At 64.0% G+C, this 23,462-nt stretch carries 20 protein-coding genes; 2 read left to right on the top strand and 18 right to left on the bottom strand.

Annotated elements, in window-relative coordinates:
* Positions 1-81: 81 nt before the first annotated feature.
* The gene (locus ACVOLZ_RS14080) at positions 82-726 is read right to left on the bottom strand and encodes a hypothetical protein (protein ID WP_481516709.1); all 645 of its coding nucleotides are present in this window, start codon (positions 724-726) and stop codon (positions 82-84) included.
* Positions 727-870: 144 nt separating this feature from the next.
* Between ACVOLZ_RS14080 and ACVOLZ_RS14075 the strand changes: the two genes are divergently transcribed.
* The gene (locus tag ACVOLZ_RS14075) at positions 871-3,090 is read left to right on the top strand and encodes a winged helix-turn-helix domain-containing tetratricopeptide repeat protein (protein WP_481516708.1); all 2,220 of its coding nucleotides are present in this window, start codon (positions 871-873) and stop codon (positions 3,088-3,090) included.
* A 50-nt stretch (positions 3,091-3,140) separates the two neighbouring features.
* A complete protein-coding gene (locus ACVOLZ_RS14070; RefSeq protein WP_481516707.1) occupies positions 3,141-3,605 on the top strand; it encodes a hypothetical protein in 465 nt (154 codons plus the stop codon).
* Positions 3,606-3,622: 17 nt separating this feature from the next.
* Here ACVOLZ_RS14070 and ACVOLZ_RS14065 read toward each other — a convergent pair whose 3' ends face one another.
* The 17 genes from ACVOLZ_RS14065 to ACVOLZ_RS13985 all read right to left on the bottom strand — a co-directional run bounded on the left by ACVOLZ_RS14065 (position 3,623) and on the right by ACVOLZ_RS13985 (position 23,459).
* Complete coding sequence (locus tag ACVOLZ_RS14065) at positions 3,623-4,240, bottom strand: ribonuclease HII (protein ID WP_481516722.1); 618 nt, start codon at positions 4,238-4,240, stop codon at positions 3,623-3,625.
* A 35-nt stretch (positions 4,241-4,275) separates the two neighbouring features.
* Positions 4,276-5,484, bottom strand: a complete 1,209-nt coding sequence (lpxB, locus tag ACVOLZ_RS14060) for a lipid-A-disaccharide synthase (RefSeq protein ID WP_481516706.1) — start codon at positions 5,482-5,484, stop codon at positions 4,276-4,278.
* The gene (gene lpxA, locus ACVOLZ_RS14055) at positions 5,481-6,272 is read right to left on the bottom strand and encodes an acyl-ACP--UDP-N-acetylglucosamine O-acyltransferase (RefSeq protein ID WP_481516705.1); all 792 of its coding nucleotides are present in this window, start codon (positions 6,270-6,272) and stop codon (positions 5,481-5,483) included. Before lpxA ends, lpxB begins: the two co-directional genes overlap by 4 nt.
* Before the next feature lie 17 nt (positions 6,273-6,289).
* The gene (gene fabZ / locus ACVOLZ_RS14050; protein ID WP_481516704.1) at positions 6,290-6,748 is read right to left on the bottom strand and encodes a 3-hydroxyacyl-ACP dehydratase FabZ; all 459 of its coding nucleotides are present in this window, start codon (positions 6,746-6,748) and stop codon (positions 6,290-6,292) included.
* Positions 6,745-7,767 carry a UDP-3-O-(3-hydroxymyristoyl)glucosamine N-acyltransferase gene (gene lpxD, locus ACVOLZ_RS14045; protein ID WP_296253442.1) on the bottom strand — a complete coding sequence of 341 codons (1,023 nt, stop codon included), beginning with the start codon at positions 7,765-7,767 and terminating at the stop codon, positions 6,745-6,747. Before lpxD ends, fabZ begins: the two co-directional genes overlap by 4 nt.
* A gap of 374 nt (positions 7,768-8,141) precedes the next feature.
* On the bottom strand, positions 8,142-10,625 hold the full coding sequence (bamA, locus tag ACVOLZ_RS14040) for an outer membrane protein assembly factor BamA (RefSeq protein ID WP_481516703.1): 2,484 nt from the start codon (positions 10,623-10,625) through the stop codon (positions 8,142-8,144).
* A 71-nt stretch (positions 10,626-10,696) separates the two neighbouring features.
* Positions 10,697-12,055: an RIP metalloprotease RseP gene (rseP, locus tag ACVOLZ_RS14035; protein ID WP_481516702.1), complete on the bottom strand. Its 1,359-nt coding sequence runs from the start codon at positions 12,053-12,055 to the stop codon at positions 10,697-10,699.
* Positions 12,056-12,081: 26 nt separating this feature from the next.
* Positions 12,082-13,275 (bottom strand): 1-deoxy-D-xylulose-5-phosphate reductoisomerase, encoded by a 1,194-nt coding sequence (locus ACVOLZ_RS14030; RefSeq protein WP_481516701.1) that lies wholly within the window; start codon positions 13,273-13,275, stop codon positions 12,082-12,084.
* Between the two features lie 2 nt (positions 13,276-13,277).
* Positions 13,278-14,096 (bottom strand): phosphatidate cytidylyltransferase, encoded by an 819-nt coding sequence (locus tag ACVOLZ_RS14025; RefSeq protein ID WP_481516700.1) that lies wholly within the window; start codon positions 14,094-14,096, stop codon positions 13,278-13,280.
* Positions 14,093-14,854 (bottom strand): polyprenyl diphosphate synthase, encoded by a 762-nt coding sequence (uppS, locus tag ACVOLZ_RS14020; protein ID WP_481516721.1) that lies wholly within the window; start codon positions 14,852-14,854, stop codon positions 14,093-14,095. The genes ACVOLZ_RS14025 and uppS overlap by 4 nt, the downstream gene beginning before the upstream one ends.
* A 15-nt stretch (positions 14,855-14,869) precedes the next feature.
* Positions 14,870-15,427, bottom strand: a complete 558-nt coding sequence (frr, locus tag ACVOLZ_RS14015; protein ID WP_481512700.1) for a ribosome recycling factor — start codon at positions 15,425-15,427, stop codon at positions 14,870-14,872.
* A 75-nt stretch (positions 15,428-15,502) separates the two neighbouring features.
* On the bottom strand, positions 15,503-16,231 hold the full coding sequence (gene pyrH, locus ACVOLZ_RS14010) for a UMP kinase (protein WP_481512701.1): 729 nt from the start codon (positions 16,229-16,231) through the stop codon (positions 15,503-15,505).
* A gap of 110 nt (positions 16,232-16,341) precedes the next feature.
* Positions 16,342-17,847 carry an HDOD domain-containing protein gene (locus ACVOLZ_RS14005; protein WP_481516699.1) on the bottom strand — a complete coding sequence of 502 codons (1,506 nt, stop codon included), beginning with the start codon at positions 17,845-17,847 and terminating at the stop codon, positions 16,342-16,344.
* Positions 17,848-18,007: 160 nt separating this feature from the next.
* A complete protein-coding gene (tsf, locus tag ACVOLZ_RS14000) occupies positions 18,008-18,886 on the bottom strand; it encodes a translation elongation factor Ts (protein WP_481512703.1) in 879 nt (292 codons plus the stop codon).
* A 134-nt stretch (positions 18,887-19,020) separates the two neighbouring features.
* The gene (gene rpsB, locus ACVOLZ_RS13995; protein WP_282267380.1) at positions 19,021-19,830 is read right to left on the bottom strand and encodes a 30S ribosomal protein S2; all 810 of its coding nucleotides are present in this window, start codon (positions 19,828-19,830) and stop codon (positions 19,021-19,023) included.
* A 303-nt stretch (positions 19,831-20,133) separates the two neighbouring features.
* Positions 20,134-21,084, bottom strand: a complete 951-nt coding sequence (locus ACVOLZ_RS13990; protein ID WP_481516720.1) for a Csu type fimbrial protein — start codon at positions 21,082-21,084, stop codon at positions 20,134-20,136.
* Between the two features lie 44 nt (positions 21,085-21,128).
* Complete coding sequence (locus tag ACVOLZ_RS13985; RefSeq protein ID WP_481516698.1) at positions 21,129-23,459, bottom strand: fimbria/pilus outer membrane usher protein; 2,331 nt, start codon at positions 23,457-23,459, stop codon at positions 21,129-21,131.
* Positions 23,460-23,462: the final 3 nt, after the last annotated feature.

The raw sequence follows: 23,462 nt of genomic DNA, 5'->3' as shown, positions 1-23,462 counted from the left end.
ACGGCAATGCTCGTCAGGCCCCGTCCGCCGGGCTCCAGCATGATCCTTGTGGTTCTGGCTGAAGCCCGGCCGGTGTCGCTGTCAGTGGATGCGGAAGTAGCTGAGCGGTTCAGGTGCATAGCTGCCTTCGCGTACCCGACGCTGGTGCTCGTGCAGGCGGGCTTCGATCTCACGTAGTTCAAGCCAGCTGCTGCGGTTGAAGGCGATGTCATGGTAGCCGCGGCCTTGGCGTTCGGCCTCCAGCTGGCGCAGGCGCTGGTAGTCCAGGAAGTTGGCCACTTCGCCAGCCAGTTTCGGCCAGGCCGTGTCGATCACGATGGCTTGATCCAGATGCCCAACGCCGGGAACCGTGTCCGGGATCAACTGGTGGCTGGCGTGCAGATAGGCGATGACCATATGCAGTTCACAGCTCACCTCGGCGGCGGGTTCCCAGTCGGTCTCCTGCAGCAGCTGTTCCAGCAGGTGGGCGTGGCGCATCCGCTGCTCGATACAGGGCGAAGCGCTGTGGTCTCGGGCAGCGTCGTTCAGGTTGCGGGCCGCGGTGGCCAGCTGGTCGGTCTGCAGCGGCGGCTGGGTGCGGCCAAGACGGGCCAGCAGGCCATTGAAATGTTCGACTTCACGCGGAACCAACAAGTAGTCGTTCACATGGCTGCGACGGTGCGGGGTGCCGCTTGGGTACTGGTCCAGAACCTGCGGCAGTGGAAGGCGGGGGTCGATGGTGTACATGGTGGTGCTCCTGCGGGTGGGGGGCGTCCGGGAGGGGGGAACGCAGCGCCAGCATCCGCTTGGGCGTAGCATTGGTCATGATGGCAGGCGGAGCCTTCAGACAGTCATTGCGCTGGTTTCTGAGGAATTCATGAGGGCTTGCCGATGGGTGCGGTCGAAGACCCAGGTGACACAGCACAACCGGTCGAACGCTACCGTTTCGACGGCATCGTGGTGGATGCCGTGGCACATACGCTCAGCCGTGATGGCCAGTATCAATCGCTGGAGCCAAAAGCATTCGCGGTGCTGTTGATGCTGCTTCGGCATGCCGATGAATTGCTGGTACGCGACCAGTTGCTTGATGCTGTCTGGGGCCATCGGCATGTGACGCCAGGTGTGCTGACCCGTGCCATCGCGCAGTTACGTTCGGTGTTGGACGACCACTCGCATGAGCCACGTTACATCCAGACCCAACACGGTCTGGGTTACCGCTTCATTGGCAAGTTGTTGCCGCCGGAGGCCACGGCTTCATCCGCATCGGCGGTTGAAGCGATTCCCGCTTCGCCTGCGATGGAGCTGCCTGTTGCAGTCGCTGAACTGGCCGAGCACATGGCTGCGGATATTGATCCGCATGCCGAGTCGCCGTCGCCGCAAGAACGGCGATTGTCGCGCTGGTGGCGGGAGGCGCCGAAGTTATCGTTACCCGCGTGGATGCGCTCACGCGCATTCCTGATCGGCTGCGCGCTGTTGCTGCTGTTGGGTGCGGGTTACTGGTGGTGGAACCGCACCCCGGTTGTGGCCGGTGCTTCGATTGCGGTGATGCCATTCAGTAGCCTCAGCGACGATGCCGCTGACCGCTATTTCGCCGATGGTCTGGCGGTCGAGATGCATGACGCCTTGACCAATGTGCCGGGTCTGAAAGTGGCCGCGCGCCAGATCGCGGTCCCTACCGGCAGCGATGTCGATGGTGACGATGTGCGCCGGATCGGCGCCCGTTTGGGTGTGGCGACACTGCTGGATGCCAGTGTGCGCCGGGAAGGTGGGCGGGTGCGTATCAGTGCGCGGTTGTCAGACACTACGACCGGCTTCACCCTGTGGGCGGAAACCTATGACCGCGAGATCAACGATGTGTTCGCGCTGCAGGGCGAGATAGCCAATCAGGTCGTGCACGCCCTGCTCGGTCATCTGCCCGGGAAGACATCCGGTGTGGCGCAGCGTTTGAGCCCGACCACCGACGTCAACGCCTATGACGCTTATCTGCGCGGCCTGGCGTTGCTGCAACGGCCAATCGGCGAGGCCGGCAATGAGCGGGCGATGGCGGCGTTTGCGCAGGCGCTGGCGATTGATCCGCACTTCGCGCGGGCCCAGGCCGGCATCTGTCGCGCCCAGATCGCGCGGCTGGAGGGAGTTAGTGACGCTGGTGCGTTTGAGCGCGCCCGCCAGGCCTGTGCGCGCGCACAGGCGATGGACCCCGGCTTGCGCGAGGTGAGTCTGGCGATGGCGGAAATTGCCCGCGTCAGTGGCCAGAACGAACAGGCGCTGCAGCTGTACCAGCAGGTCATCGATGATCCTGCGCTGCGCGCCGACGGTCTGGTCGGACAGGCACGCACCTACGCCGCGCTCGGCAAGGAGGAGCAGGCACTGCAGTCCTTCCAGCAGGCCATCGCGGCGCGGCCCAGTGATGCGCAGATCTACCGACTGCTGGGTTACCACCATTGGTTGCGTGGCGATGTGCCCAAGGCGATCGATGCGTTTGTCACCGCCACCGTGCTGCAACCGGAAGACAGTCGGCTATGGGGCAGCCTGGGTGGCTTGTATCTGGCCCAGGGTGATACGGCGCAGGCCGGGCATGCGTTCAACATGTCCTTGTCGATCGAGCCCAATGCCGGTGCATTGACCAATCTGGGCTCGATGAAGTTCGACCATGGCGAATACGCGGTCGCTGCGGAGTTGTTCCAACAGGCAACGGTGCTGGAACCGGAGGACTATCTGCACTGGGGCAACCTGGCCGACGCGCTGGCTGCCGCACCTGCAACCGCGGCGCAGGCGCAGGCGCCGTATCTGCGCGCCGCGCATCTGGCACAGCAATATGTCGACGTGCGTCGCGATGATGCTTATGCCTTGGCCTTGCTGTCCTGGTACCGGGCCAATCTGGGTGAGCGTGCACGCGCGTTGCAGGATCTGCAGGCTGCCCGCGCGCTGGGCACGCAGGCGGCCGAGGTCGCGTTGTGGTGCGCACAGACCTTGACCCTGCTCGGCGACAAGGCGGGCGCCCACAACTGCGTCGAAAGCGCATTGAAGCAGGGCATTCCGCAGCAGCGCATCGATGCCTTGCTGTCGCTGCAGCGTTATGCGGTGGTCGGCAGCGGCGTGCCTAAAGAGTAAGTGCCGGTTTTTCCGTCCGTGGCGGCGGACCTCAGCGAGGAGTGGTCGTCATGAACCATAGAGTTTGGCTCTATCTTGTCGTCTCCGCCGGAACGGTTGCTGGCGTTGCTGCCTGCGCTACCCAACCACCGCTTCCGGGTGAAGTGTTGCAATGCACGGAGAATCTACCGCCGCGTATCGTCAAACTGGTCTACGTCGATGTGGCGTCTGGTCCGGATGGGCCGGTAATCACTCCGGATGTGTGCACGGTGCGTAGTGGTACGCAGGTGCTCTGGCGCACTGCAGAAAATGTATTGGACCCTTTCGCATTGGCGTTTGCCGAATCTCCCGGTGCTGCTGCGTATTACCGCAGTGCGGGCAGCACCGGGCAGAAGGACTTCAGTTCGCAGCGCATGGGGAAACGGCAGGAGGTGCTGATCGTCGCAAAAGCCGTGAGCAGCGAGAGCAACATCAAGTACGACGTGCGCATTGGCGCAACCCACCTCGACCCTGGGATCAAGATCATGCCGCGCTGACGGGCGCGGCGCGTGGCTCAGGATGCGTCCAGGCTCGCACGGACCGGGGCGAAGCTGCGCCGGTGCTGCGAGCAGGGACCATGTGCGCGCAGCGCGGCCATATGGAAGGGTGTGCCATAACCCTTGTGCTGGTCGAAGCCGTACTCGGGATGCTGCTGGTGCAGTTCCAGCATGAAGCGGTCGCGGCTGACCTTGGCCAGGATCGAGGCGGCCATGATGCTGCGGTCGATGGCATCGCCGCCGACCAGTGCTTCGGCCGGGCAGGGCAGGCCCTTGGGAATCTTGTTGCCGTCGATGCGTGCGAACTGGGCGACATGCGCCACGCCTTCCACCGCCAAGCGCATGCCCTGCATGGTGGCCTGGAAGATGTTGAGGCTGTCGATCTCGGCCACGTCCACCATCACGATCTTGTAGGCCAGGGCGCGTTCGATGATGCGCTCGTAGAGCTGGTCGCGGCGTAGTGCGGTCAATGCCTTGGAGTCATCCAGGCCATTGATGCGTGGGCGCTCGGGATCGAACACCACGGCCGCCACCGCGACCGGGCCGGCCAGTGGGCCGCGCCCGGCCTCGTCGACGCCAGCGACCAGGCGCGGGGCCTGCCGCGCAAGCAGGGCGGCATCGTCAAACAACGACAGCGAGACATCCGCTGCCTTGGGAGTACGTCTGGCGGTCACGGCTGGCCTTGCTTGGACGGCACCTGCAACAGCCCGGCGACCGCATCGGCGGCCCGTGCCGAGGCATCCTGGCGCAGTTGCTGGTGCAGCTGCTGGTAGTCGTCCTGTAGACCGCTGACGCAATCGGGATGCTTAAACCAGTTGCGTACTGCGGCGGCCAGATTGTCTGGCGTGCATTCGTGCTGGATCAGCTCCGGCGCCAGGTCCTTGCCGGCCAATACATTGGGCAGGGCAAAGCGATTGACCTTGATCAGGCCCAGCGCCTTGACGATGCGATAGGTGAGTTCGGCCACGCGGTAGCCGACCACCATCGGTCGTTTGACCAGCATGGTTTCCAGTGTGGCAGTGCCGGATGCCAACATCACCACGTCGGCGGCGATCATTGCGTCGCGTGCCTTGCCATCGAGCAGGTGCAGTCGCGCGCTGGGTAGCGCGGCGCTGCGGATCTGCTCGGTGATCATCGCCTTGCACTTGTCATTGGCCGCCGGCACGACGATATGCAGGCCGCGGTCTTGCTCGCACAGCTGCCAGGCGGCGGCAAAGAACGGCGGGCCGAGTCGGCTCACTTCGCCGAGGCGACTGCCGGGCAGTACCGCGAGTAGCTTTGCCTGCTCGGGAATGCCCAGCGCTTGTCGTGCGGCTGCACGGTCACTGTGCAATGGAATTTCATCGGCCATCGGATGACCGACAAAGCGTGCATCAATGCCGTGGCGGGCATAGATCGGCGGCTCCATCGGGAACAGGCACAGCACCAGGTCGGCGCTGGCACCAATCTTTTCCGCACGCTTCTCGCGCCAGGCCCATACCGAGGGGCTGACGTAATGCACCGTGCGCAGGCCACGTCGCTTGAGCCACTTTTCTACGCCCAGATTGAAATCCGGTGCATCGATGCCGATGAACACATCCGGCTTCCAGTCGAGCACGCGCTGGCGGAATTCCTTGCGCAGTTTCAGCAGGCGTGGCAGATGACGCAGGATTTCAGCCAGCCCCATCAGCGCCAGTTCGCTGGCATCAAACCAGGTTTCGCAACCTGCGTGGCGCATCGCATCGCCGCCGATGCCGGCAAATTCGGCATCGGGGTAGCGTGCACGCAGTGCGTTGATCAGGCCGGCCCCGAGCAGATCGCCCGACGCCTCACCGGCAACCAGCGCGATGCGCGGCTTGCGGACCAGCGCCAATCCGGAGTCCTGGATTACAGCGCTCATCGCTGCAGCGGACGCTCGCCGTGCTCGATGAAGTCCAGCATCTGCTTGACGTCATCGCTGCTCTGCGCCTGCTCGGCCAACGCCAGCTTGGCTTCGGCCAGCGGCACACCGGCCACGTAGATGGTGCGGTAAGCGCGCTTGATCGCACTGATGCGCTCGGCGTCGAAGCCGCGACGCTTCAGGCCTTCGCTGTTGATGCCGCGCGGACGGCCATGACCATCGATGCCGACCATGGTGAACGGCGGGATGTCGCCGGTGACCAGTGCACCCATGCCGAGGAAGGCATGGTCGCCGATGCGACAGAACTGGTGGGCACCAGCGAAGCCGCTGATGATCACCCAGTTGCCAACCGAGACGTGGCCGGCCAGCGTGGTGTTGTTGGAGAACACGCAGTGGTCGGCAACGTGGCAGTCGTGGGCGACATGCACGTAAGCCAGCATCCAGTTGTCGTTGCCGATGCTGGTCACGCCGCCGCCGCCGGCAGTGCCGCGGCTGAGGGTGACGAACTCGCGGAAGACATTGCGGTCGCCAATTACCAGCTCGGTGCGCTCGCCGGCGAACTTCTTGTCCTGCGGCTCGCCGCCGACCGCAACGTGGCCGATGAAACGATTGTCGCGTCCGATCCGGGTCGGACCGTGGATGCTGCAATGCGGCCCCACTTCGGTGCCGTCGCCGATCTCGACATCGGCGCCGATCAGGGTGAATGCACCCACGCGCACGCCTTGGCCGAGCTTGGCCGAAGGATCGATGACCGCGGTCGGGTGAACCAGGGGGGCGCTATCGCTCATCGTGTGCTCCAGGCAGATTATTCGCGGGTGCCGGCGCACAGCACTTCGGCGTGTGCGACCACTTCACCATCCACCTTGGCTTCGCCGTAGTAGACCGCCATGTTGCGGATCATGCGCTTGACCTGCACATGCAGTTCCAGCACATCGCCCGGGACCACCTGCTTCATGAAGCGCACGTTGTCGACCTTGACCAGGTAGAACAGCTTGGACTGCGCGTCGCGGCCAAGGCTGAGCTGGGTCAAGACGCCACCGGCCTGGGCCAGCGCTTCGATGATCAGCACACCCGGCATGATCGGCTGGCCCGGGAAATGACCTTGGAAATAGGGTTCGTTGATGGTGACGTTCTTGTGCGCGATGATGCGCTTGGCGTCCACATCCAGGTCGACAACCTTGTCGACCAGCAGGAACGGGTAGCGGTGCGGGATCAACGTCTGGATCGTGTTGACGTCGATGGGCATCTGCAGTGGTGCGTTCATTCTTTCTCCTTGCTCACAGCCAGGATGCGCCGTGCCAGCGAATCGAGCTGCTTGAAGCGCGCGGCGTTTTTGCGCCACGTGCGGTTGTCGGTCAATGGGGTACCTGACGAGTATTCGCCCGGTTCGGTAATCGAGTTGCGCACCACCGACTTGCCGGTGATGACAACGTGGTCGCAGATTTCCAGATGGCCAACCACGCCGACGGCGCCGCCGAGCAGGCAGTAGCGGCCGATCTTGGCGCTGCCGGCAATGCCGGTCGAGCCTGCGATGGCGCTGTGTGCGCCGATCTGTACGTTGTGGGCGATCTGCACCAGGTTGTCCACGCGCACGTCTTCGTCCAGCGTGGTGTCTTCCAGCGCACCGCGGTCGATGCAGGTATTGGCGCCGATCTCGCAATCGTCGCCGATGCGCACGCCGCCCAGCTGCGGGACCTTGATCCAGTGACCGTTGTCCATCGCCAGGCCGAAGCCCTCGGCACCGAGCACGGCGCCCGGATGGATGCGCACGCGCTTGCCCAGCTTGACCCGGGCAACCAGGGTGACGCGCGCCAGCAGTTCCGTGCCGGCTTCGACCACGCAGTCGTCACCGATGATGCTGCCGACGCCGATGATGCAGCTCTCGCCGATCACGCTGCGTGCGCCGATGCATACGTGCGGGCCGATGTGGGCACTGGCGGCCACCGTCGCGCTGGGGTCGATGACCGCGCTGGGGTGAATGCCGGGCTCGCGCACCGGCACGGTCTCGAACAGCGCGCCGATTTTGGCGAAGGTGGTGTACGGATCCTTGGCGACCAGGGCAGTGCCAGGCGCGGCCTCGGCATCGTCGGCGCGCAGCAGCACGATCGACGCCTTGCTGTCGGCAAGCTGTGCCCGGTAGCGCGGATTGGCCAGGAAGGTCAGCTGCCCGGGGCCGGCATGCGCCAACGTGGCAACGCCATGGATGGCAACCGACGGGTCACCGTGCACCTGCAGGCCGAAACGGTCGGCAAGTTCCTGAGCGGTATAGGTAGGAGTATTCACGCAGCAAGTTTACCGTGTGCGCCGATGGCGGTCATGCGAACGGACGTTATCACCCTTGCAGGGCAAGGGCAGCGGGGTGGGCGGGGCGCCCGAAAGTGCAGGTGTTCCGAGGGAGCGGGATGGCTTTGACGGGAAGGTCCCGTTCCGTGAAACGCAGACGCAGGTCCCGTAAAAGCAAACCCCGGGAGTGAATCGCGTCCCGGGGCAGGTTGATGCGTTGATTCTGGTGGAGAGCCCCCTTTGGTAAAGGGGGCGCGCCGACAGGCGCGGGGGACTTGCAGGTTGAAGCCGGTAGACCAGAGCGCGCCCGGTTTTCATGCCATGGCATGAAAACCGGTATCCGGGGCTTCACCCCGGATGAGCGGGTCAGTTCGTCAGAACTGACCACCAAAGGTGAACTGCAGGCGTTCGATTTCGTCGCCGTCTTCCTTCTTCAACGGGAAGGCATAGCTGATCGAGATCGGGCCGACCGGGGCGCGCCACAACAGGGCGACACCGGCCGAAGCGCGCAGTTCCTTGGCCTTGAAGTTGCTGGTGCCGTTGTAGACGTTGCCGAAGTCGAAGAACGCCGAGACACGCGCTGACGGGCTGTCGAACAGCTTCGGGAAGTAGGCTTCGATCGAGCCCACCGTCTTCACCGAGCCACCCAGCGGCTGGCCGTTGTAATAGCCGCCGATGATTTCCGAGCGCGGGCCCAAGGTGTTGTCTTCGAAGCCGCGCACCGAGTTGGTGCCGCCGGCGTAGAAGTTCTCGAAGAACGGCAGGCCACTGGCCCGGACCTGACGGTGTTTGGCGGTCGGGTTACTGCCGCAGTCCACCACCTGGGTGGTGCCGGGGGTGCCGGGAACGGCCGGTACCGCCGGAGTAGTCGGGGTGGCTGGCGTACCCGGGGTGCCCGGAGTGCCGGGAGTTTCGTTCCAGCAGATATCGCGGACCTTGTCCTTGCCGTAGGAGTCGCCGTAGCCCAGTTCCAGACGGGTGTTGATCACCAGTGACGGAATGATCGGCCAGTACTTGGAGAACTGGTAGCTGAGCTTGTAGTACTCCACGGTCGAACCCGGCAACGTGGTCTCCAGGCCGAGGCGCTGGTAGGTGCCGCGGGTCGGCATGAAGTAGTCGTTACGGGTGTCACGTGCCCAGCCCAGCTCCGAACGCCAGGAGTGGAAGGTGCGCGTGCCGACCGCATCGATGTAATCGATGATCGATTTCGGGGTGTAGCCGGAGTAGGTCGTGATCTGGTTGCTGTCGATGCCGAACATCAGCGAGAACGCATCGTTCTCGGTGATCGGAATGCCGAACACCACCTGTGCCGCGCCATTGGTACTGTTGTACTGGGCGGTATTGAAGTCGGAGTAGTCGAGCTCGCGCCAGGACAGGTTATAGCCCAGCGAGACGCCGTCATCGGTGAAGTAGGGGTTGGTGTAGCTGAAGCCGTAACGCTGCAGGTAGCTGCTGCGCGATGCTTCAACCGACACGCGGTTGCCGCCGCCGAGGAAGTTGTTCTGCGACAGCTGCACCGAGGTGGTCATGCCATAGGACTGCGAATAGCCCAGGCCGAACACGAAGCTGCCGGAGGTGGTTTCCTTGACGTTGTAGACCACGTCGACCTGGTCGTTGCTGCCGGTCACCGGCTGGGTCTCGACGTCGACCGATTCAAAGAAGCCCAGGCGCTGCAGACGGATCTTGGAGCGGTCGATCGCAGCCTGCGAGTACCAGCTGTTCTCGAACTGGCGCATTTCACGACGCAAGACCTCGTCGCTGGTACGCGCGTTGCCCTTGAACACGATGCGGCGCACGGCCACGCGCGGGCCAGGAACCACCTGCATGTTCACCGACACGGTACGGTCGGCACGGTTGCTGGTCGGGATCGGGTTGACCTTGGCGAAGGCATAGCCAACGTTGGACAGGCTGTTGGTGATGCCGTCGGCACTGAACTCCAGCAGGGCGCGCGAGAACGTGTCGCCGCTCTTCTGGATGACCATCTTCTCCACGTCTGCCTGCGGCAGGATGGTGTCGCCGGTGACCTTGATGTCGGAAATCTTGTACTGCTCACCTTCGGTCACGCCGGCGGTGACGAACATGTCGCGCTTGTCCGGGCTGATCGAGACCTGGGTGGAGTCGATGCTGAAATCGACGTAGCCACGGTCCAGGTACCAGGAGTTGAGCTTCTCCAGATCGCCGGACAGCTTTTCCTTGGAGTACTGGTCATCGCGGCGGTACCAAGAGGCCCAGTTGTGCTCCTTGGATTCCCAGGTGTCGAGGATGTCGGTGGCTTCGAACTTCTCGGTGCCGATCAGGTTGACGTGGCGGATCTTGGCTGCCTTGCCTTCCTTGACGGCAATGGCAACGTCGACGCGGTTACGGTCCAGCGGGCTCACCGTCGGGGTGATTTCCACGTTGTATTTGCCGCGGTCGTTGTACTGCCGGCGCAGTTCCTGGGTCACCCGGTCCAGGCTCAGGCGGTCAAAGGTGCCGCCTTCGCTCAGGCCGATGTCGCTCAGGCCCTTGAGCAGCTGCTCGCTCTTGATGTCCTTGTTGCCGGTGACGGTCAACTTGTTGATCGCCGGGCGTTCCTTGACGGTGACGACCAAGATGTCGCCCTGGCGGTCCAGCTGCACGTCTTCGAAGAAGCCGGTCTTGTACAGGGCGCGGATGGTGTCGCCGATCTTGGCGTCGTCCACGGTGTCGCCGCGTTCCACCGGCAGGTAGGTGAACACGGTGCCGGAGGAAATGCGCTGCAGGCCGTCCACGCGGATGTCGCTGGCGGTAAAGGGCTCGGCCGCCTGTGCGAGCACAGGCAGGGCCAGACCAGCAGCAAGTGCGAGGGCCAGCAAGCGGCGATTGGGAAGTCGCGTCATATCACGTCCGGTTGGAGTCGATTTCGATAATGCGTGAGTGCCGGCGTAAGACGACGACAACGGGAAAAAGTTCATCGCGGAACCAGGCTGAGGATGTCGTTGTAGAACGCCAGTCCCATCAGCCCGGCCAACAGCGCCAGACCGATGAATTGGCCGGCAGCCATGGCACGCTCGCTAAGCGGGCTGCCCTTGACCAACTCGATAAGGTAATACAGCAGGTGCCCGCCGTCCAAGATGGGGATGGGCAACAGGTTGATGATGCATAGGCTCAGCGACAGCAACGCCAGGAAATACAGGAACCAATCCAGTCCGCGTTCAGCCGAGGCATTGGCAACGCGGGCGATGGTGATCGGCCCGGAAATGTTCTTTACCGAGGCGTGGCCGGTGAGCATGCGACGCATCATGCCCAGCGAATCTGCTGCCAATTTGCCGGTTTCGCGCACTGCAGCGGGCAGCGCGGCCAGCACGCCATACTGCTGACGGGCATCGTAGGCGGGGGCCTGGTTGGTGGCAAAACCGACCCCGATCAGCCAGCGCGGCTTGCCATCCGGGCCTTGGCCGGCCTCCGGCGTCAGCTCCAGCGCCAGTCGCTCACCGTTGCGCTCGACCTCGACCATGCCCGGGCCGCCGCGCTGACCCAGCTGCTGGATCAACGGCGTAACCTGGTCGGCACTGTCCACGCGCTGGCCGTCGACGGCCAGGATCAGGTCGCCTGGCTGCAGCAGGCCGGTGGCAGCCGAATCGGCTGAAACCGAGTCAATCTGCGCCGGTTGCAACCAGAACTGCCAGATGAAGCCGGCCTGTGCAGGCACCTGGCGTTCATCAAAACCCGCCGGCAGCTGCGACAGCGGCAGCACCCGGGTGCGTTCGTTGTCGAGGTTGTCGCGGACGCGGACATGCGCATCCTGGCGGTCCATGGCGGCGGTGGTGAAGGCCATGCTGGCCTCGGCCCAGGTGTCGACGCTGCGGTCTTCCACGGCCAGGATGCGGTCGCCGGCGACAAAACCGGCCTGCGCAGCCATGCCGCTGGTGCGACCAATGGTGGGCGAGTAATCCTGGCGGCCAATCACGAACATCGCCCACAGCAGGGCGATGCACAGGATCAGATTGGCGGCAGGGCCGGCGGCGACAATGGCGATGCGCTGCCAGACGGTCTTGTTGTTGAAGGCGACGGCGCGTTCAGCGGCGGGGACATCGACTTCACGCTCGTCGAGCATCTTCACGTAGCCGCCGAGTGGAATCGCGGCGATGACGAACTCGGTGCCGTTGCGGTTGCGGCGGCTCCACAGTGGCTTGCCGAAGCCCACCGAGAAGCGCAACACCTTTACCCCGCAGCGACGGGCCACCCAGTAGTGGCCGAATTCATGAAAGGTGACCAGCACGCCAAGGCTGACGATCATCCACCACACAGACCCCAGGAAATCAGCCATGGGCACAGCTCATTTGGAAGGTGGACTCAGACATTCGGCAGGCGGGCAATGGCGGTTTCGGTGATATGGCGGGCCTGGGTATCAGCTGCCAACAGGACGTCCAGTGTATCGGCCGCCGCGTAAGGCAGGGTAGACAGGGTGTGTTCCACCAGTGCCGGAATCGACAGGAAGCCTATCCGCTCCTGAAGAAATGCTGAAACTGCCACTTCGTTGGCGGCGTTCAGGATTGCCGGGGCGCTGCCGCCGGCCTCCATCGCCTGCCAGGCCAAGCGCAGGCAGGGGAAGGCGTCCATGTCCGGCGCCTCGAAATCCAGTCGGCCGTGGCTCAACAGGTCCAGTCCGCCGACGCCCGATTCGATCCGCTGCGGCCAGCCCAGGCCCACGGCCAGCGTGGTGCGCATATCCGGCAGGCCAAGCTGGGCCAGGGTTGAGCCGTCAATGAACTCGACCAGCGAGTGCACCAGGCTCTGCGGGTGGACCAGCACGTCGATGCGCGAGCCGGGCACGTTGAACAGATGGTGGGCCTCGATGACTTCCAGCCCTTTATTCATCAACGTCGCCGAATCTACCGAGATCTTCGGACCCATCGACCACTTCGGGTGGGCAACGGCCTGGGCCACGGTCACCGCTTCCAGCTCGGCGCGGCTGCGGCCGCGGAACGGGCCGCCGGAGGCGGTCAGGATGATGCGGCGGACACCTGCTTCCAGCCGCGCATCGCGCGAGCGCAGGCATTGGAAGATGGCGTTGTGCTCGCTGTCGATCGGAATGATCTCGGCGCCAGCGTTGGCGGCTTCGCGGGTCAGCAGCTCGCCGGCCAGGACCAGCGACTCTTTGTTGGCCAGCAGCAGGCGCTTGCCGGCGCGGGCGGCGGCAAGCGTCGAAGACAGTCCGGCGGCGCCAACAATGGCGGCCACGACGGTGTCGCAGCAGTCGCTGGCGGCCAGGGCATCGATTGCTTGATGGCCGGCATGTGCTTCGGTCGTCAGTCCGGCGTCTTTCAGGCCATCACGCAGGCGCGTGAACAGCGCCGGGTCGGCAATCGCGGCGTGATCCGGACGGTGCTGTCGGCACAGTGCAATCAACGCATCCACATTGCTGCCAGCGGCCAGCACGCTGGCGCGCATCTGCTGCGGATGGCGGGCCATCACATCCAGCGCCGAGGTGCCGATGGAGCCGGTGGCGCCAAGGATGGCGACCTGACGTATAGATGAGGTGGACATGCTCAGAAACCGAAGATTTCCTTGCCCAGTGCAAACACAGGCAGGGCGGCCAATACGCCGTCAATGCGATCCAATACGCCGCCGTGGCCGGGAATGATATGCCCCGAGTCCTTGGCGCCGGCATGGCGCTTGAGCAGGCTTTCAAACAGATCGCCGAGTACCGAGGCCAGCACAGCGACCGCGGTGACCAGCATCAGCCAGCCGAGCTGTGAGGTCTGCACGCCGGCAAACCAGCCGAATACGCCGGCGGTGACCAGGCCGGCGACCAGTCCGCCAAGCAGGCCTTCAATGGTCTTGTTGGGGCTGATACGCGGCGCCAGCTTGTGCTTGCCAAAGGTGCGGCCAGCGAAATACGCGCCGGAATCGGCAGCCCAGACCAGCGACAGTGCGGTCAACAGCCACAGGTGGCCGTTGCTTCCGGCATGAATCAACACCAGTGAGGCCCAGGCCGGAATGATCGCCAGGCTGCTGGCGGCGAGCTTCAGCATGCGCGCGCTGCTTTCTTCGTGCGCGCCAAAGTCGAAGAACCGCAGCCACAGCAAGGCCAACAGCCAGAAGCCGACGCCGACCAGCGCCGCCAGTTGGAACAGCACCATGCTGCCGTCCGAGGCCCAGACCAGCAGCACCATCAGCAGCAGGTTCAGCACCACCAGCACGGTGCGCGGCAGGCCAACCACGCCGGTGAGCTTGAGCCACTCCCACAGGCCGATCAGGAACACCAGCGCAGCAGCGGCAGCCAGCCATTGGCTGGGCAGGAACAGGATTGCGCAGATGGCCACCGGGGCCATGATCAGCGCTGCAATCACACGTGTTTTGGTCATGAATGTGCGCTCGTTGCCGCAGTGGCGGCGATCTGGGCGCTGGTCAGACCAAAGCGGCGCTCGCGCCCTGCATAGTCATCCAGTGCCAGTTGAAGGACGGCCGCATCGACATCCGGCCACAGCACGTCAGTGAACCACAGCTCGCTATAGGCCAGCTGCCACAGCAGGAAGTTGCTGATGCGGGTGTCGCCGCCGGTGCGGATGAACAGGTCTGGCGGTGGCATATCGGCCAGCGCTACGTGCTGGCCCAGGGCTTGCTCGTCGATCTGCTCGGGCAACAAGGTGCCAGCGGCGACCTGTTCGGCCAGAGCGCGTGCAGCCAGCGCGATATCCTGGCGGCCACCGTAACTGGCGGCGATGCTCAGAGTCATCGCGGTATTGCCGATGGTGCGTTGCTCGGCCTTGTCCATGCGCTGGACGATGCTGCCGGCAAAGCGGCTGCGGTCACCGATGAAGCGCACGCGCACGCCACGGCGGTGGAGTTCATCCACTTCGCGGTCCAGTGCACCGAGGAACAGCTTCATCAGCGAATCGACTTCTTCCTGCGGGCGGCCCCAGTTTTCACTGGAAAACGCGAACAGGGTCAGCGCGCCGATGCCGCGTTCAAGGCAGAAGTCGATGCTGCGGTTGACCGCGCGCGCACCGGCACGGTGGCCGATCATGCGCGGCCGCCGGCGTTGCTGCGCCCAACGGCCATTGCCATCCATGATGATGGCAATGTGCCCCGGCAACGGCGGGGCAGCGGTGTCGTCGTGCAGGACGGAGGACACGCCTCAGACCGCCATCAGTTCCTGTTCTTTGAGCTTGACCACTTCGTCGACGTCCTTGATCGCCTTGTCGGTCAGCTTCTGGATGTCTTCCTGGCTGCGACGGTCGTCATCCTCGGTGATCGCCTTGTCCTTGAGCAGTTTGGCCACTTCCTGGTTGGCGTCACGGCGGATGTTGCGGATGGCGATCTTGGTTTCTTCGCCTTCCTTGCTCACCGACTTGGCCAGTTCCTTGCGGCGCTCTTCGGTGAGCGGCGGCAGGTTCAGGCGGATCACGGTGCCCATGGTGGTGGGGGTGATGCCGATGTCGGAGGCGTAAATGGCCTTTTCCACTTCCTTGATCATGTTCTTGTCGAACAGGGTGATCACCAGCGAGCGTCCTTCGGACACGCTGATGCTGGCCACCTGATTCAAGGGGGTGTCGGTGCCGTAGGCCTTGACCTTGATGCCTTCCAGCAGGGCCGGCGAAGCGCGGCCGGTGCGGATGGTGGTAAGGGTATGGCGCAGAGCGTCAATGCTCTTGGTCATGCGCGCCTGCGCATCTTGCTTGATATCGTTGATCATCGGCCGAATCCTGGATGTTTCTAGAACCGGCCGATTATAGGCGATTACCCCTGCCCACCGCGCCGGCAGCGTGGGTTAGTGTGCGTCGCGGCCGTGGACCAGGGTGCCGATGTGCTCGCCGTGCAGGATTTTCAGCAGTTCGCCGGGCTGGCTCATGTCGAAAACGCGCAGCGGCAGGTCGCTGTCACGGGCCAGCGCAAAGGCGGCGGTGTCCATGACTTCCAGGCCCTGGCTGATGACCTGGTCGTAGCTCAGGCTCTCGTAGCGGACCGCATCGGCGTGCTTGTTCGGGTCCTTGTCATACACGCCGTCGACCTTGGTGGCCTTCAGCAGCAGGTCGGCGCCGATCTCGATCGCGCGCAGTGCAGCGCCCGAATCGGTGGTGAAGAACGGGTTGCCGGTGCCGGCGGCGAAGATCACCAGGCGGCCCTTTTCCAGATGACGGATGGCGCGGCGGCGGATGTAGTCCTCGCATACGTCGTTGATCTTGATCGCGCTCATCACGCGGGCCTTGCCGCCGGCTTTCTCAAGCGCGTCCTGCATGGCGAGGGCGTTGATGACGGTGGCCAGCATACCCATGTGGTCGCCGGTGACGCGGTCCATACCGCCTGCGGCCAGGCCGGCACCGCGGAAGATGTTGCCGCCACCAACCACCAGTGCGATTTCAACGCCGGCGCTCTGCGCTTCGATGACTTCGTGGGCCAGGCGGTTGATGACCTTGGGGTCGATGCCGTAGTCCTCATCCCCCATCAGCGCCTCCCCGGAAAGTTTCAACAGGATGCGACGGTAGGCGAGTTTGGACATGGTGACCTCAGATGGCTGGAAAACGCGGGGGATTCTAACGGATGCCGCAGTTTCAGGTGACATCTATTGTTGCAATGCAGCGACAAAACGTCGGTCAATCGCAATCTGGTTCAGCAGGCGGTGGGGTGGAGGTCCGGTGCGCGGGCAATTACCCGGTTGCGGCCGAGATTCTTGGAGCGGTACAGCACGTCATCGGCGGCTTTGAGCAGGTCGCGCATATCGGTGAAGCGCTCGTATGCGCCATGGGTGGCGACGCCGGCTGAGAAGGTCACATGCAGTGGGGTGTCGGCCACGGTGACGATCGGGGCCTGGGTGATGGCGCCAAGCACGCGGCGGATCACTTCCAGCGCGGTCTGTTCGTTGGTGCCCGGGAACAGCACCACGAACTCTTCGCCGCCGAAGCGGGCCACGGTATCGCTGCCGCGCAGCTGGCCCTGAAGCTGGCTGGCGAACGCCTGCAATACCTGGTCGCCGACCAGGTGGCCGTGCTGGTCGTTGATCTTCTTGAAATCGTCCAGGTCGATGAAGGCCACCGACAACGGGCGGTCGGCGCGGCCGGCGCGATCGAATTCCTGCGCCAGTACCACTTCCAGCTGACGCCGGTTCAGCAGCCCGGTCAAGGCGTCCAGATGTGCCTGTTCGGTCAGCCGGCGTGTCTGTTGTTCAAAATCGTCGGCGCGTCGCTTGGCGGCGCTGGCATCCTGCAGTTCACGCAGGTTGCGCAGGGCCATCAATTCGCTGGCGTGATCGAGCAGGTAGGTGATGCGGGCGGGCGATGGCACCGGCACGTCGAACAGCGCGCTGATTTCCGGCAGCATCTGGCTGACCTGCTGCAGCACCAGTTCGAACTGGCTGCTGTCCATTTCCAGCTGTGCATGTACCAGGCGCAGGGCGGTGTCGCGGGCCTGGTCGGTATCCTTGCTCAGCCAGATCTCGGCAATGCTTCCAGACAGGGCGACGCAGCGGCCGAACAGGTCGACCGGCTCGGCAGGTGCCTCGCTGTGCCTGATGGCATCGACCAGATAGGGCGGCAGGCCCCATTGCTCGCACAGTTCGGCGCCGACGTCGGCGTGGCTGCAGTCGAGGATGGTGCGTTCGTGGACCAGAAGTTCCTCATTGCTGCTGACGCCGGCAAGCAGGCTTGGGTAGTTGTCGCTGCGCAACTGCAGCAGGGCAAGGATGCCGATGTCCTGCAGCAGGCCAGCCAGCATCAGCTCTTCCACCCGGCGAACATTGCGTGCCAAGCCCAGATAACGGGCGGCCAGCGCGCTGAGGATGCTGCGGCGCCAGACTGCTTGCAGCAGTTGGGCGTGGTCTTCGTCCTCGCGCAGGGCGCGCGACAGGCTGAAGCCCAGGGCCAGCTGCAAGGTGGCGTTGAGGCCAAGCATGGTCAATGCCTGGCCCAGGTTTTCAATGCGGCGGCGGCTGGCGTACAGCGGCGAATTGGCGATGCGCATCATGCGTGCGCTCAAGCCCATATCCAGTGCTATCACGTCAGCGGCGCTGGCGATGTCGGTTTCCGGATCCTGCGCAAGCTCGATCAAACGGACAGCGATGGCCGGTGGCGAGGGCAGGTTGCGGCAGAGGGACAGGGCTGCAGTGAGCTCGGGGGACATGTCAAGGAAGCAGGCGGCAGTGGTTCAAGCATACAGGATGCCTTAAGCAAAGACGGGCTATTGCAGTCCAGTGCCGGGAGTGTGGTGTCGCGGGTACTTTGTGGCAAAGAAAAAGCCGCGGGTATCCGCGGCTTTTTCAGATGTTGCGGGCAGCGGGTGCTTAGACCTGCATCGCCTTGGCAACTTCGGCGGCGTAGTCTTCCACCACCTTCTCGATGCCTTCGCCAACAGCCAGGCGCTGGAAGCCGACGACGTCGCCGCCAGCGGCCTTGACGGCCTGCTCAACGGTCTTGTCGCCGTCCAGAACGTAGTTCTGGCCGTACAGGGTCACTTCGCTGATGATCTTGTTGATCTTGCCGCTGATGATCTTCTCAAGGATTTCAGCCGGCTTGGCCTTTTCCTTTTCGCTCATCTTGGCCAGCTCGATTTCCTTTTCCTTTGCAACGAAGTCGGCCGGAACGTCGGCAGCCTTGTTGTGCGGCGGGTTCATCGCGGCCACGTGCATTGCCAGGCCCGAAGCCAGCTCGGCGTTGCCGCCAGCCAGTTCGACCAGCACGCCGATCTTGCCGTTGCTGTGCACGTAGGTGCCAACGGTGTTGGCGCCGTCGATCTTGACCAGGCGACGGATCTGGATGTTTTCACCCAGCTTCTGGATCGCGGTGGCGCGGGTTTCTTCGACGGTTTCGCCGCTGGCCAGCTTGACCGACTTCAGGGCTTCAACGTCGGCGGCGCCAGAAGCCAGGGCGGCAGCGGCGACGGCGTCGACGAACGCCTTGAAGTTGACGTCGTTGGCAACGAAGTCGGTTTCCGAGTTCACTTCGACCAGCACGGCCTTGCCGCCTTCGCTGGCAACGCCAACGCGGCCTTCAGCGGTGACGCGGTCGGACTTCTTGTCGGCCTTGGCAGCGCCGGACTTGCGCAGGGCTTCAGCCGCTGCGTCGATGTCGCCATTGGTCTCGGACAGAGCGCGCTTGCACTCCATCATGCCGGCGCCAGTGCGCTCGCGCAGTTCCTTGACCAGGGAAGCAGTGATTTCCATGGAATTACCTCATCAATAGAAAGGGGTAGGCCGGCCATGATGGCCGGCCGTTGTTACGCAGCCCTGTCAGTGCTCGGCGCCATTGGTGCCGGCACAGGGGAGGCGGGCGCGATGGCTGCGCCCGCCGGTGGGGATCAGGCCGAGGCCTCGTCACCCTTCTTGGCCGGAGCCTTCTTGGCCGGAGCGCGGCGGGCCGGCTTGGCTTCTTCGCCAGCAGCGGCTTCGCTGAACTCTTCTTCGCGCACGGTGGCGGCGTTCGGAGCAGCAGCCTTGCCTTCCAGCACGGCGTCAGCAGCGGCGCGGGCGTACAGCTGCACGGCACGGATGGCGTCGTCGTTGCCCGGGATGGCGTAATCGACCAGCTCCGGGTTGTAGTTGGTGTCAACCACGGCGATCACCGGGATGCCGAGCTTCTTGGCTTCCTTGATGGCGATGTCTTCGTGACCGATATCGATGACGAAGATGGCGTCGGGCAGGCGGTTCATTTCCTTGATGCCGCCCAGCGAGGCTTCCAGCTTGTCGCGCTCACGGCGCAGGCCCAGCACTTCGTGCTTGACCAGCTTGTCGAAGCTGCCGTCGGTTTCACCGGCTTCCAGTTCCTTCAGGCGGGCAACCGACTTCTTCACGGTAGCGAAGTTGGTCAGGGTGCCGCCCAGCCAACGCTGGTTCATGAACGGCATGCCGCAACGCTCTGCTTCTTCCTTGATGGATTCGCGTGCGCTGCGCTTGGTGCCCAGGAACAGGATGGTGCCGCGCTTCTGGGCAACCGAGGAGATGAAGTTCATCGCATCGTTGAACAGCGGGACGGTCTTTTCCAGGTTGATGATGTGGATCTTGCCGCGGGCGCCAAAGATGTACTGGCCCATCTTCGGGTTCCAGTAACGGGTCTGGTGGCCGAAGTGGACGCCGGCTTCCAACATCTGACGCATGGTGATCTGGGGCATTGCAAAACTCCTGATGGTGGAACTGACACCGCGCGCGACCGGTTTGTTGGAGTCGTGCTGCGATGCGCGGCTTCTTATATGGAGCGCGCAAACAGTTCCGGGGTTGGGCTTCCCTGGCGCCTCCGTGGCCGAACCCTGAAGAACAGGGCACCCCGGCACGGATGGGGGCGACAGGTGAGGATTCACCGGTTGACGCCCGGTGTCAGCGCGCTTCAAAGGGCAGGAGCCCGAAAAAGCCGGCGAAGTATAGCCCTTGGCTGGGCTGGGCGCAATTTGCCCACCAGGTGGGCGGCCCTGGCCGGCTTAATAAGTAAGTATGACTGTGATCGTGTCGCTGTAACTGCCCGGAATCGGGGCGGGCCGGGCGAACACCCGCCCATAGACGGTGAGTGATACGTCCTCGTTTTCACCGATATCACTGGCACCGGTGGCTTCGGTGTTCCCCCAGGGGATGAGCAGCGCCGGGTCGCGATACAGTTCATAAGGCAGGAAATTGCCATTGGAGGCCATCCGCCGTTGGCCATTGACGGGATTGCTGCCGCTGCTCAGGGTCATGCTCCACTCGACATCGGTGGCACAGCGCATGCGGATCAGTGATGCCTGGTCACGCGGTGTATCCAGTCGACTGGCGCTGCCAAAATCCATGTCAGTAGCAATGCTTATCAAACAGGCGCTGGGTACCTGTGCGCTGACCGTGCCAAAAATGAACTGCGATTGGCCAGCACCTCCCAGCAAGGGGAAGGTGCCATCACGGCAGTTCTCCGCGGTAGGCGGGGCCAGCAGTGGTGGGCCATAGCTGTATCGCAGGATGGAAGGCCCTGGACTGCCTTCGTACCTGTACGCCGCGGGCAATGCCTGGCTGGCCGGGACGCGGGCGTAGATGTTGAACGGGATCTGCTGCGGGCTCAGTGCACTTGCCCGAACAGAGATCGCATAGACCGGTTGATTGCCGCCAAGTGCGCCGATCAGTTGTGTCTGCGCTGGGTTTGCATAGAGATCGTAGTTCATCAAGGCACCTGCGTCGTTGCTCATGCGGCGTGGCGCCACGCCGCTGGGAAAGCCGTCGCCAGGGAAAATGCATGCAGTTATCTGGTTGCCAAACGGTGGCAAACCCTGACAGCTCACGATGAGGGTGGCTGCTGCATCGGTGTTGGTCGTGCCTCGGGTTTCGCCGAAATCAATGTTCGGGCTACTGGTTACCTGGCAGCTTTGTGCGGGAGCCGCGAGGGGGGCGCACGCCAATGCCAGCGACATGACGAGGCGCGCGCCGACGCCTTGGCCTCGCTGGGTTCCGCTGATCATGGTTGGCATCGCAGTGGTGCGGCGTAGTCCTGCGCGGCGTACTGTGCCGCTGTTGGTAGTGGCAGCACACAGGCGCTGGCTTCCTCGGGGGTGATGACCAGTTGCGCGCCGCCCGGTGGGTCCGCCAGATAGACCTCGCCATCATGCCCAACGACGGTAGTTGCAACCGTCTGACCCGCAAGTTGGACAGCAACCTGGCTGCCGATGGCGAGCCACTGCCCATCCGCGCCGCGTAGCTGCAGGCGCATCGGATGGCTGGGGCGCAGCTTGAAATCCACCCGTGCGCCACTGCCGGATGCAGGTACCACCTGCCGTTGCGGCGCATCCAGCAGCATGTCCATCGGCAGGTCCAAGGTGTCGATGCTGATCAGGTTGCGCTGCCAGGCACGCAGTGGTGTAACCAATAGCTGGCCGTGCGCGTCGGTGCTGCCGATCAAGCGGTTCTCCAGGCGCACCGGAACCTGTGCCACGCCATTGGTGGAGACCAGGGCGAACGCGTCGTCCACCTGGCGCAGTAGGTGCACACCCTGGCCGAACCACACGGCGCTGCCATTGGCATCGGCATAAGCCAGCGTGTCGCCGTTGGCGTTGTAATCCATGCCAATGCGTGATTGGCCGGCGTGGCCAAGGTGGCGCAGCTCGGCGCTGACGCTGCGGCGTGCCCCCATGTTTGCCTGCGCGCGCCAGCCCCAGCCGCCCGCATCCACCGGCAAACTGCGATTTGCTTCCAGCGAGAGCACGTTGCCGTCAGTGCCGTGGCGCAGCGAGCTGCTGAGCTGGGTCAGGCGCCCCAGCGGCAGAGAGAAGTACAGGTTGGCGCTGTCCATCTGGCGGTTGTCCAGGTCGTGCTGGAGCTGCGCGCTGAGCCATGCATTGCCGCGCAGATTGCGTGACCAGCCCAAGCCGGCCAGACGCGTACGCGGATTGCCGGGGTAGTTCTGGGACACATAGCTGAGGCTGAACTGGCCGCTGTGGACATTGCCCAGGCCCACAAAGAACTGCTCGGTGCGGCGCGGCAATAACGCTTTGGCGAGAAACCCTGCCGCATCGCGGAAGCCAGCACTGCGCCGTTGGGTGCTGGCTGAGACGCTGAAGCCGCGTGTGTTCCATTGATAGCCGAGCGTGCGCTGGTGGCCCTGCAGCACACCGGCGCGGCTGCTGGTGAGCGAGCTGCTTAGTATCCCGGCACGCTCTCCAAGCAAGCCCACCGCGCCGACGCCGGCCAACTGCAGGTCCGCGCTGAGTTCGGCATGCGCTTCGATGGTCAGTTGTTTGTACAGGCCGTGGCGCAGGCTGGCGCTGGCCATCGGCCTGCTGTCGTAAGCGAAGGAGCGCAGTCCGTAGTCCTGGCGCAATACCCCGATATCCAGCGACCAGTCGCTCAGGCCGGTTTGCAGCAGGCTGGGGGTGCCGTACAGCGCGAACTCCAGCATGCGCTGTTGGCCATTGATATCGGTCACCAGCAGTTGTGCCTGGCCGCTGCCACTGAGCGAGGGTGCGGTATCCAGCTGGAACTGCCCGGGCTGCACCTCGCGGCTGGCCTGGCGGATGCCGTTGATATACAGGTCAACCGTGGACGGCAGGACGGCATCACCGGTGAACGAAGCCAAGGGTGTGGTCACCCGGTACGGCTGCAGGGAAAAGTTGCGCGACAGATGCAGGCCGCCGATGCGGGTGGCACGCGACCACGCAAGTGCTCCGGTTATGGTGTCGCCTACGCTCAGGCTGAGCATCGGACCGGGCAGGTCGAGCTGCCAGCGGCTGTCCAGGCGCGTGTTCCGGATCTGCCAACGACCGCGACCATCATCAAGACGTGTGTTCTGGGTGCTGGACCAGGTGCCTGCTCCCGCGCCGAACAGCCGCAGCTCGGTAAAACCGCCGGCGCTGTGGAAGCCCGATTGCTGCTGCGCATGCAGGTCGTAATTGAGCAATAGCCCGGGGCTGTTGTCGCTGGCCGCAGGAGTGCCGGGGGCGTTGGCAAGGCTCAGGTGGGTGAGTGGACGATTCAGTGCCGCCAGCGGCAGTTGCAGTGCGAGGCGTTGATTGCTCGCGTCGTAGTCGATCTTGATGTCAGGCAGTTGTGCAAGGTCAACCGATTGCTGGTCGTTGGCGATGTATGCGGGCATACGCAGGCCAAGTTGTTGCAGCGTTGCCGCGCTGGCGGACAGCTGCCGTCCGGACACAATGAAGCGCGCGAGCTGGGTGCGGCTGCTCTGGTTGATCCGCACTTCCAGATACAGTTCCTGCGGCGGCTGCCCGGCAACACTGGCGAGTGCTGCATCCGGGCGGGGTGGTGGCGCGGCGGAAATGGAGGAGCTGCTCGCCATGAG

The organism is Stenotrophomonas sp. STEN020 (assembly GCF_056760195.1).
The sequence above is the reverse complement of the archived record's forward strand: the minus strand, read 5'-3'. Positions and strand labels throughout refer to the sequence as shown.

Bases quoted from the DNA above. Each gene is read 5' to 3' on its own strand.
- ACVOLZ_RS14080 (WP_481516709.1), bottom strand. From the start codon at position 726: ATGTACACCATCGACCCCCGCCTTCCACTGCCGCAGGTTCTGGACCAG.
- ACVOLZ_RS14075 (WP_481516708.1), top strand. From the start codon at position 871: ATGGGTGCGGTCGAAGACCCAGGTGACACAGCACAACCGGTCGAACGC.
- ACVOLZ_RS14070 (WP_481516707.1), top strand. From the start codon at position 3,141: ATGAACCATAGAGTTTGGCTCTATCTTGTCGTCTCCGCCGGAACGGTT.
- lpxB (WP_481516706.1), bottom strand. From the start codon at position 5,484: ATGAGCGCTGTAATCCAGGACTCCGGATTGGCGCTGGTCCGCAAGCCG.
- lpxA (WP_481516705.1), bottom strand. From the start codon at position 6,272: ATGAGCGATAGCGCCCCCCTGGTTCACCCGACCGCGGTCATCGATCCT.
- fabZ (WP_481516704.1), bottom strand. From the start codon at position 6,748: ATGAACGCACCACTGCAGATGCCCATCGACGTCAACACGATCCAGACG.
- bamA (WP_481516703.1), bottom strand. From the start codon at position 10,625: ATGACGCGACTTCCCAATCGCCGCTTGCTGGCCCTCGCACTTGCTGCT.
- rseP (WP_481516702.1), bottom strand. From the start codon at position 12,055: ATGGCTGATTTCCTGGGGTCTGTGTGGTGGATGATCGTCAGCCTTGGC.
- ACVOLZ_RS14030 (WP_481516701.1), bottom strand. From the start codon at position 13,275: ATGTCCACCTCATCTATACGTCAGGTCGCCATCCTTGGCGCCACCGGC.
- ACVOLZ_RS14025 (WP_481516700.1), bottom strand. From the start codon at position 14,096: ATGACCAAAACACGTGTGATTGCAGCGCTGATCATGGCCCCGGTGGCC.
- frr (WP_481512700.1), bottom strand. From the start codon at position 15,427: ATGATCAACGATATCAAGCAAGATGCGCAGGCGCGCATGACCAAGAGC.
- pyrH (WP_481512701.1), bottom strand. From the start codon at position 16,231: ATGTCCAAACTCGCCTACCGTCGCATCCTGTTGAAACTTTCCGGGGAG.
- ACVOLZ_RS14005 (WP_481516699.1), bottom strand. From the start codon at position 17,847: ATGTCCCCCGAGCTCACTGCAGCCCTGTCCCTCTGCCGCAACCTGCCC.
- tsf (WP_481512703.1), bottom strand. From the start codon at position 18,886: ATGGAAATCACTGCTTCCCTGGTCAAGGAACTGCGCGAGCGCACTGGC.
- rpsB (WP_282267380.1), bottom strand. From the start codon at position 19,830: ATGCCCCAGATCACCATGCGTCAGATGTTGGAAGCCGGCGTCCACTTC.
- ACVOLZ_RS13990 (WP_481516720.1), bottom strand. From the start codon at position 21,084: ATGTCGCTGGCATTGGCGTGCGCCCCCCTCGCGGCTCCCGCACAAAGC.
- ACVOLZ_RS13985 (WP_481516698.1), bottom strand. From the start codon at position 23,459: ATGGCGAGCAGCTCCTCCATTTCCGCCGCGCCACCACCCCGCCCGGAT.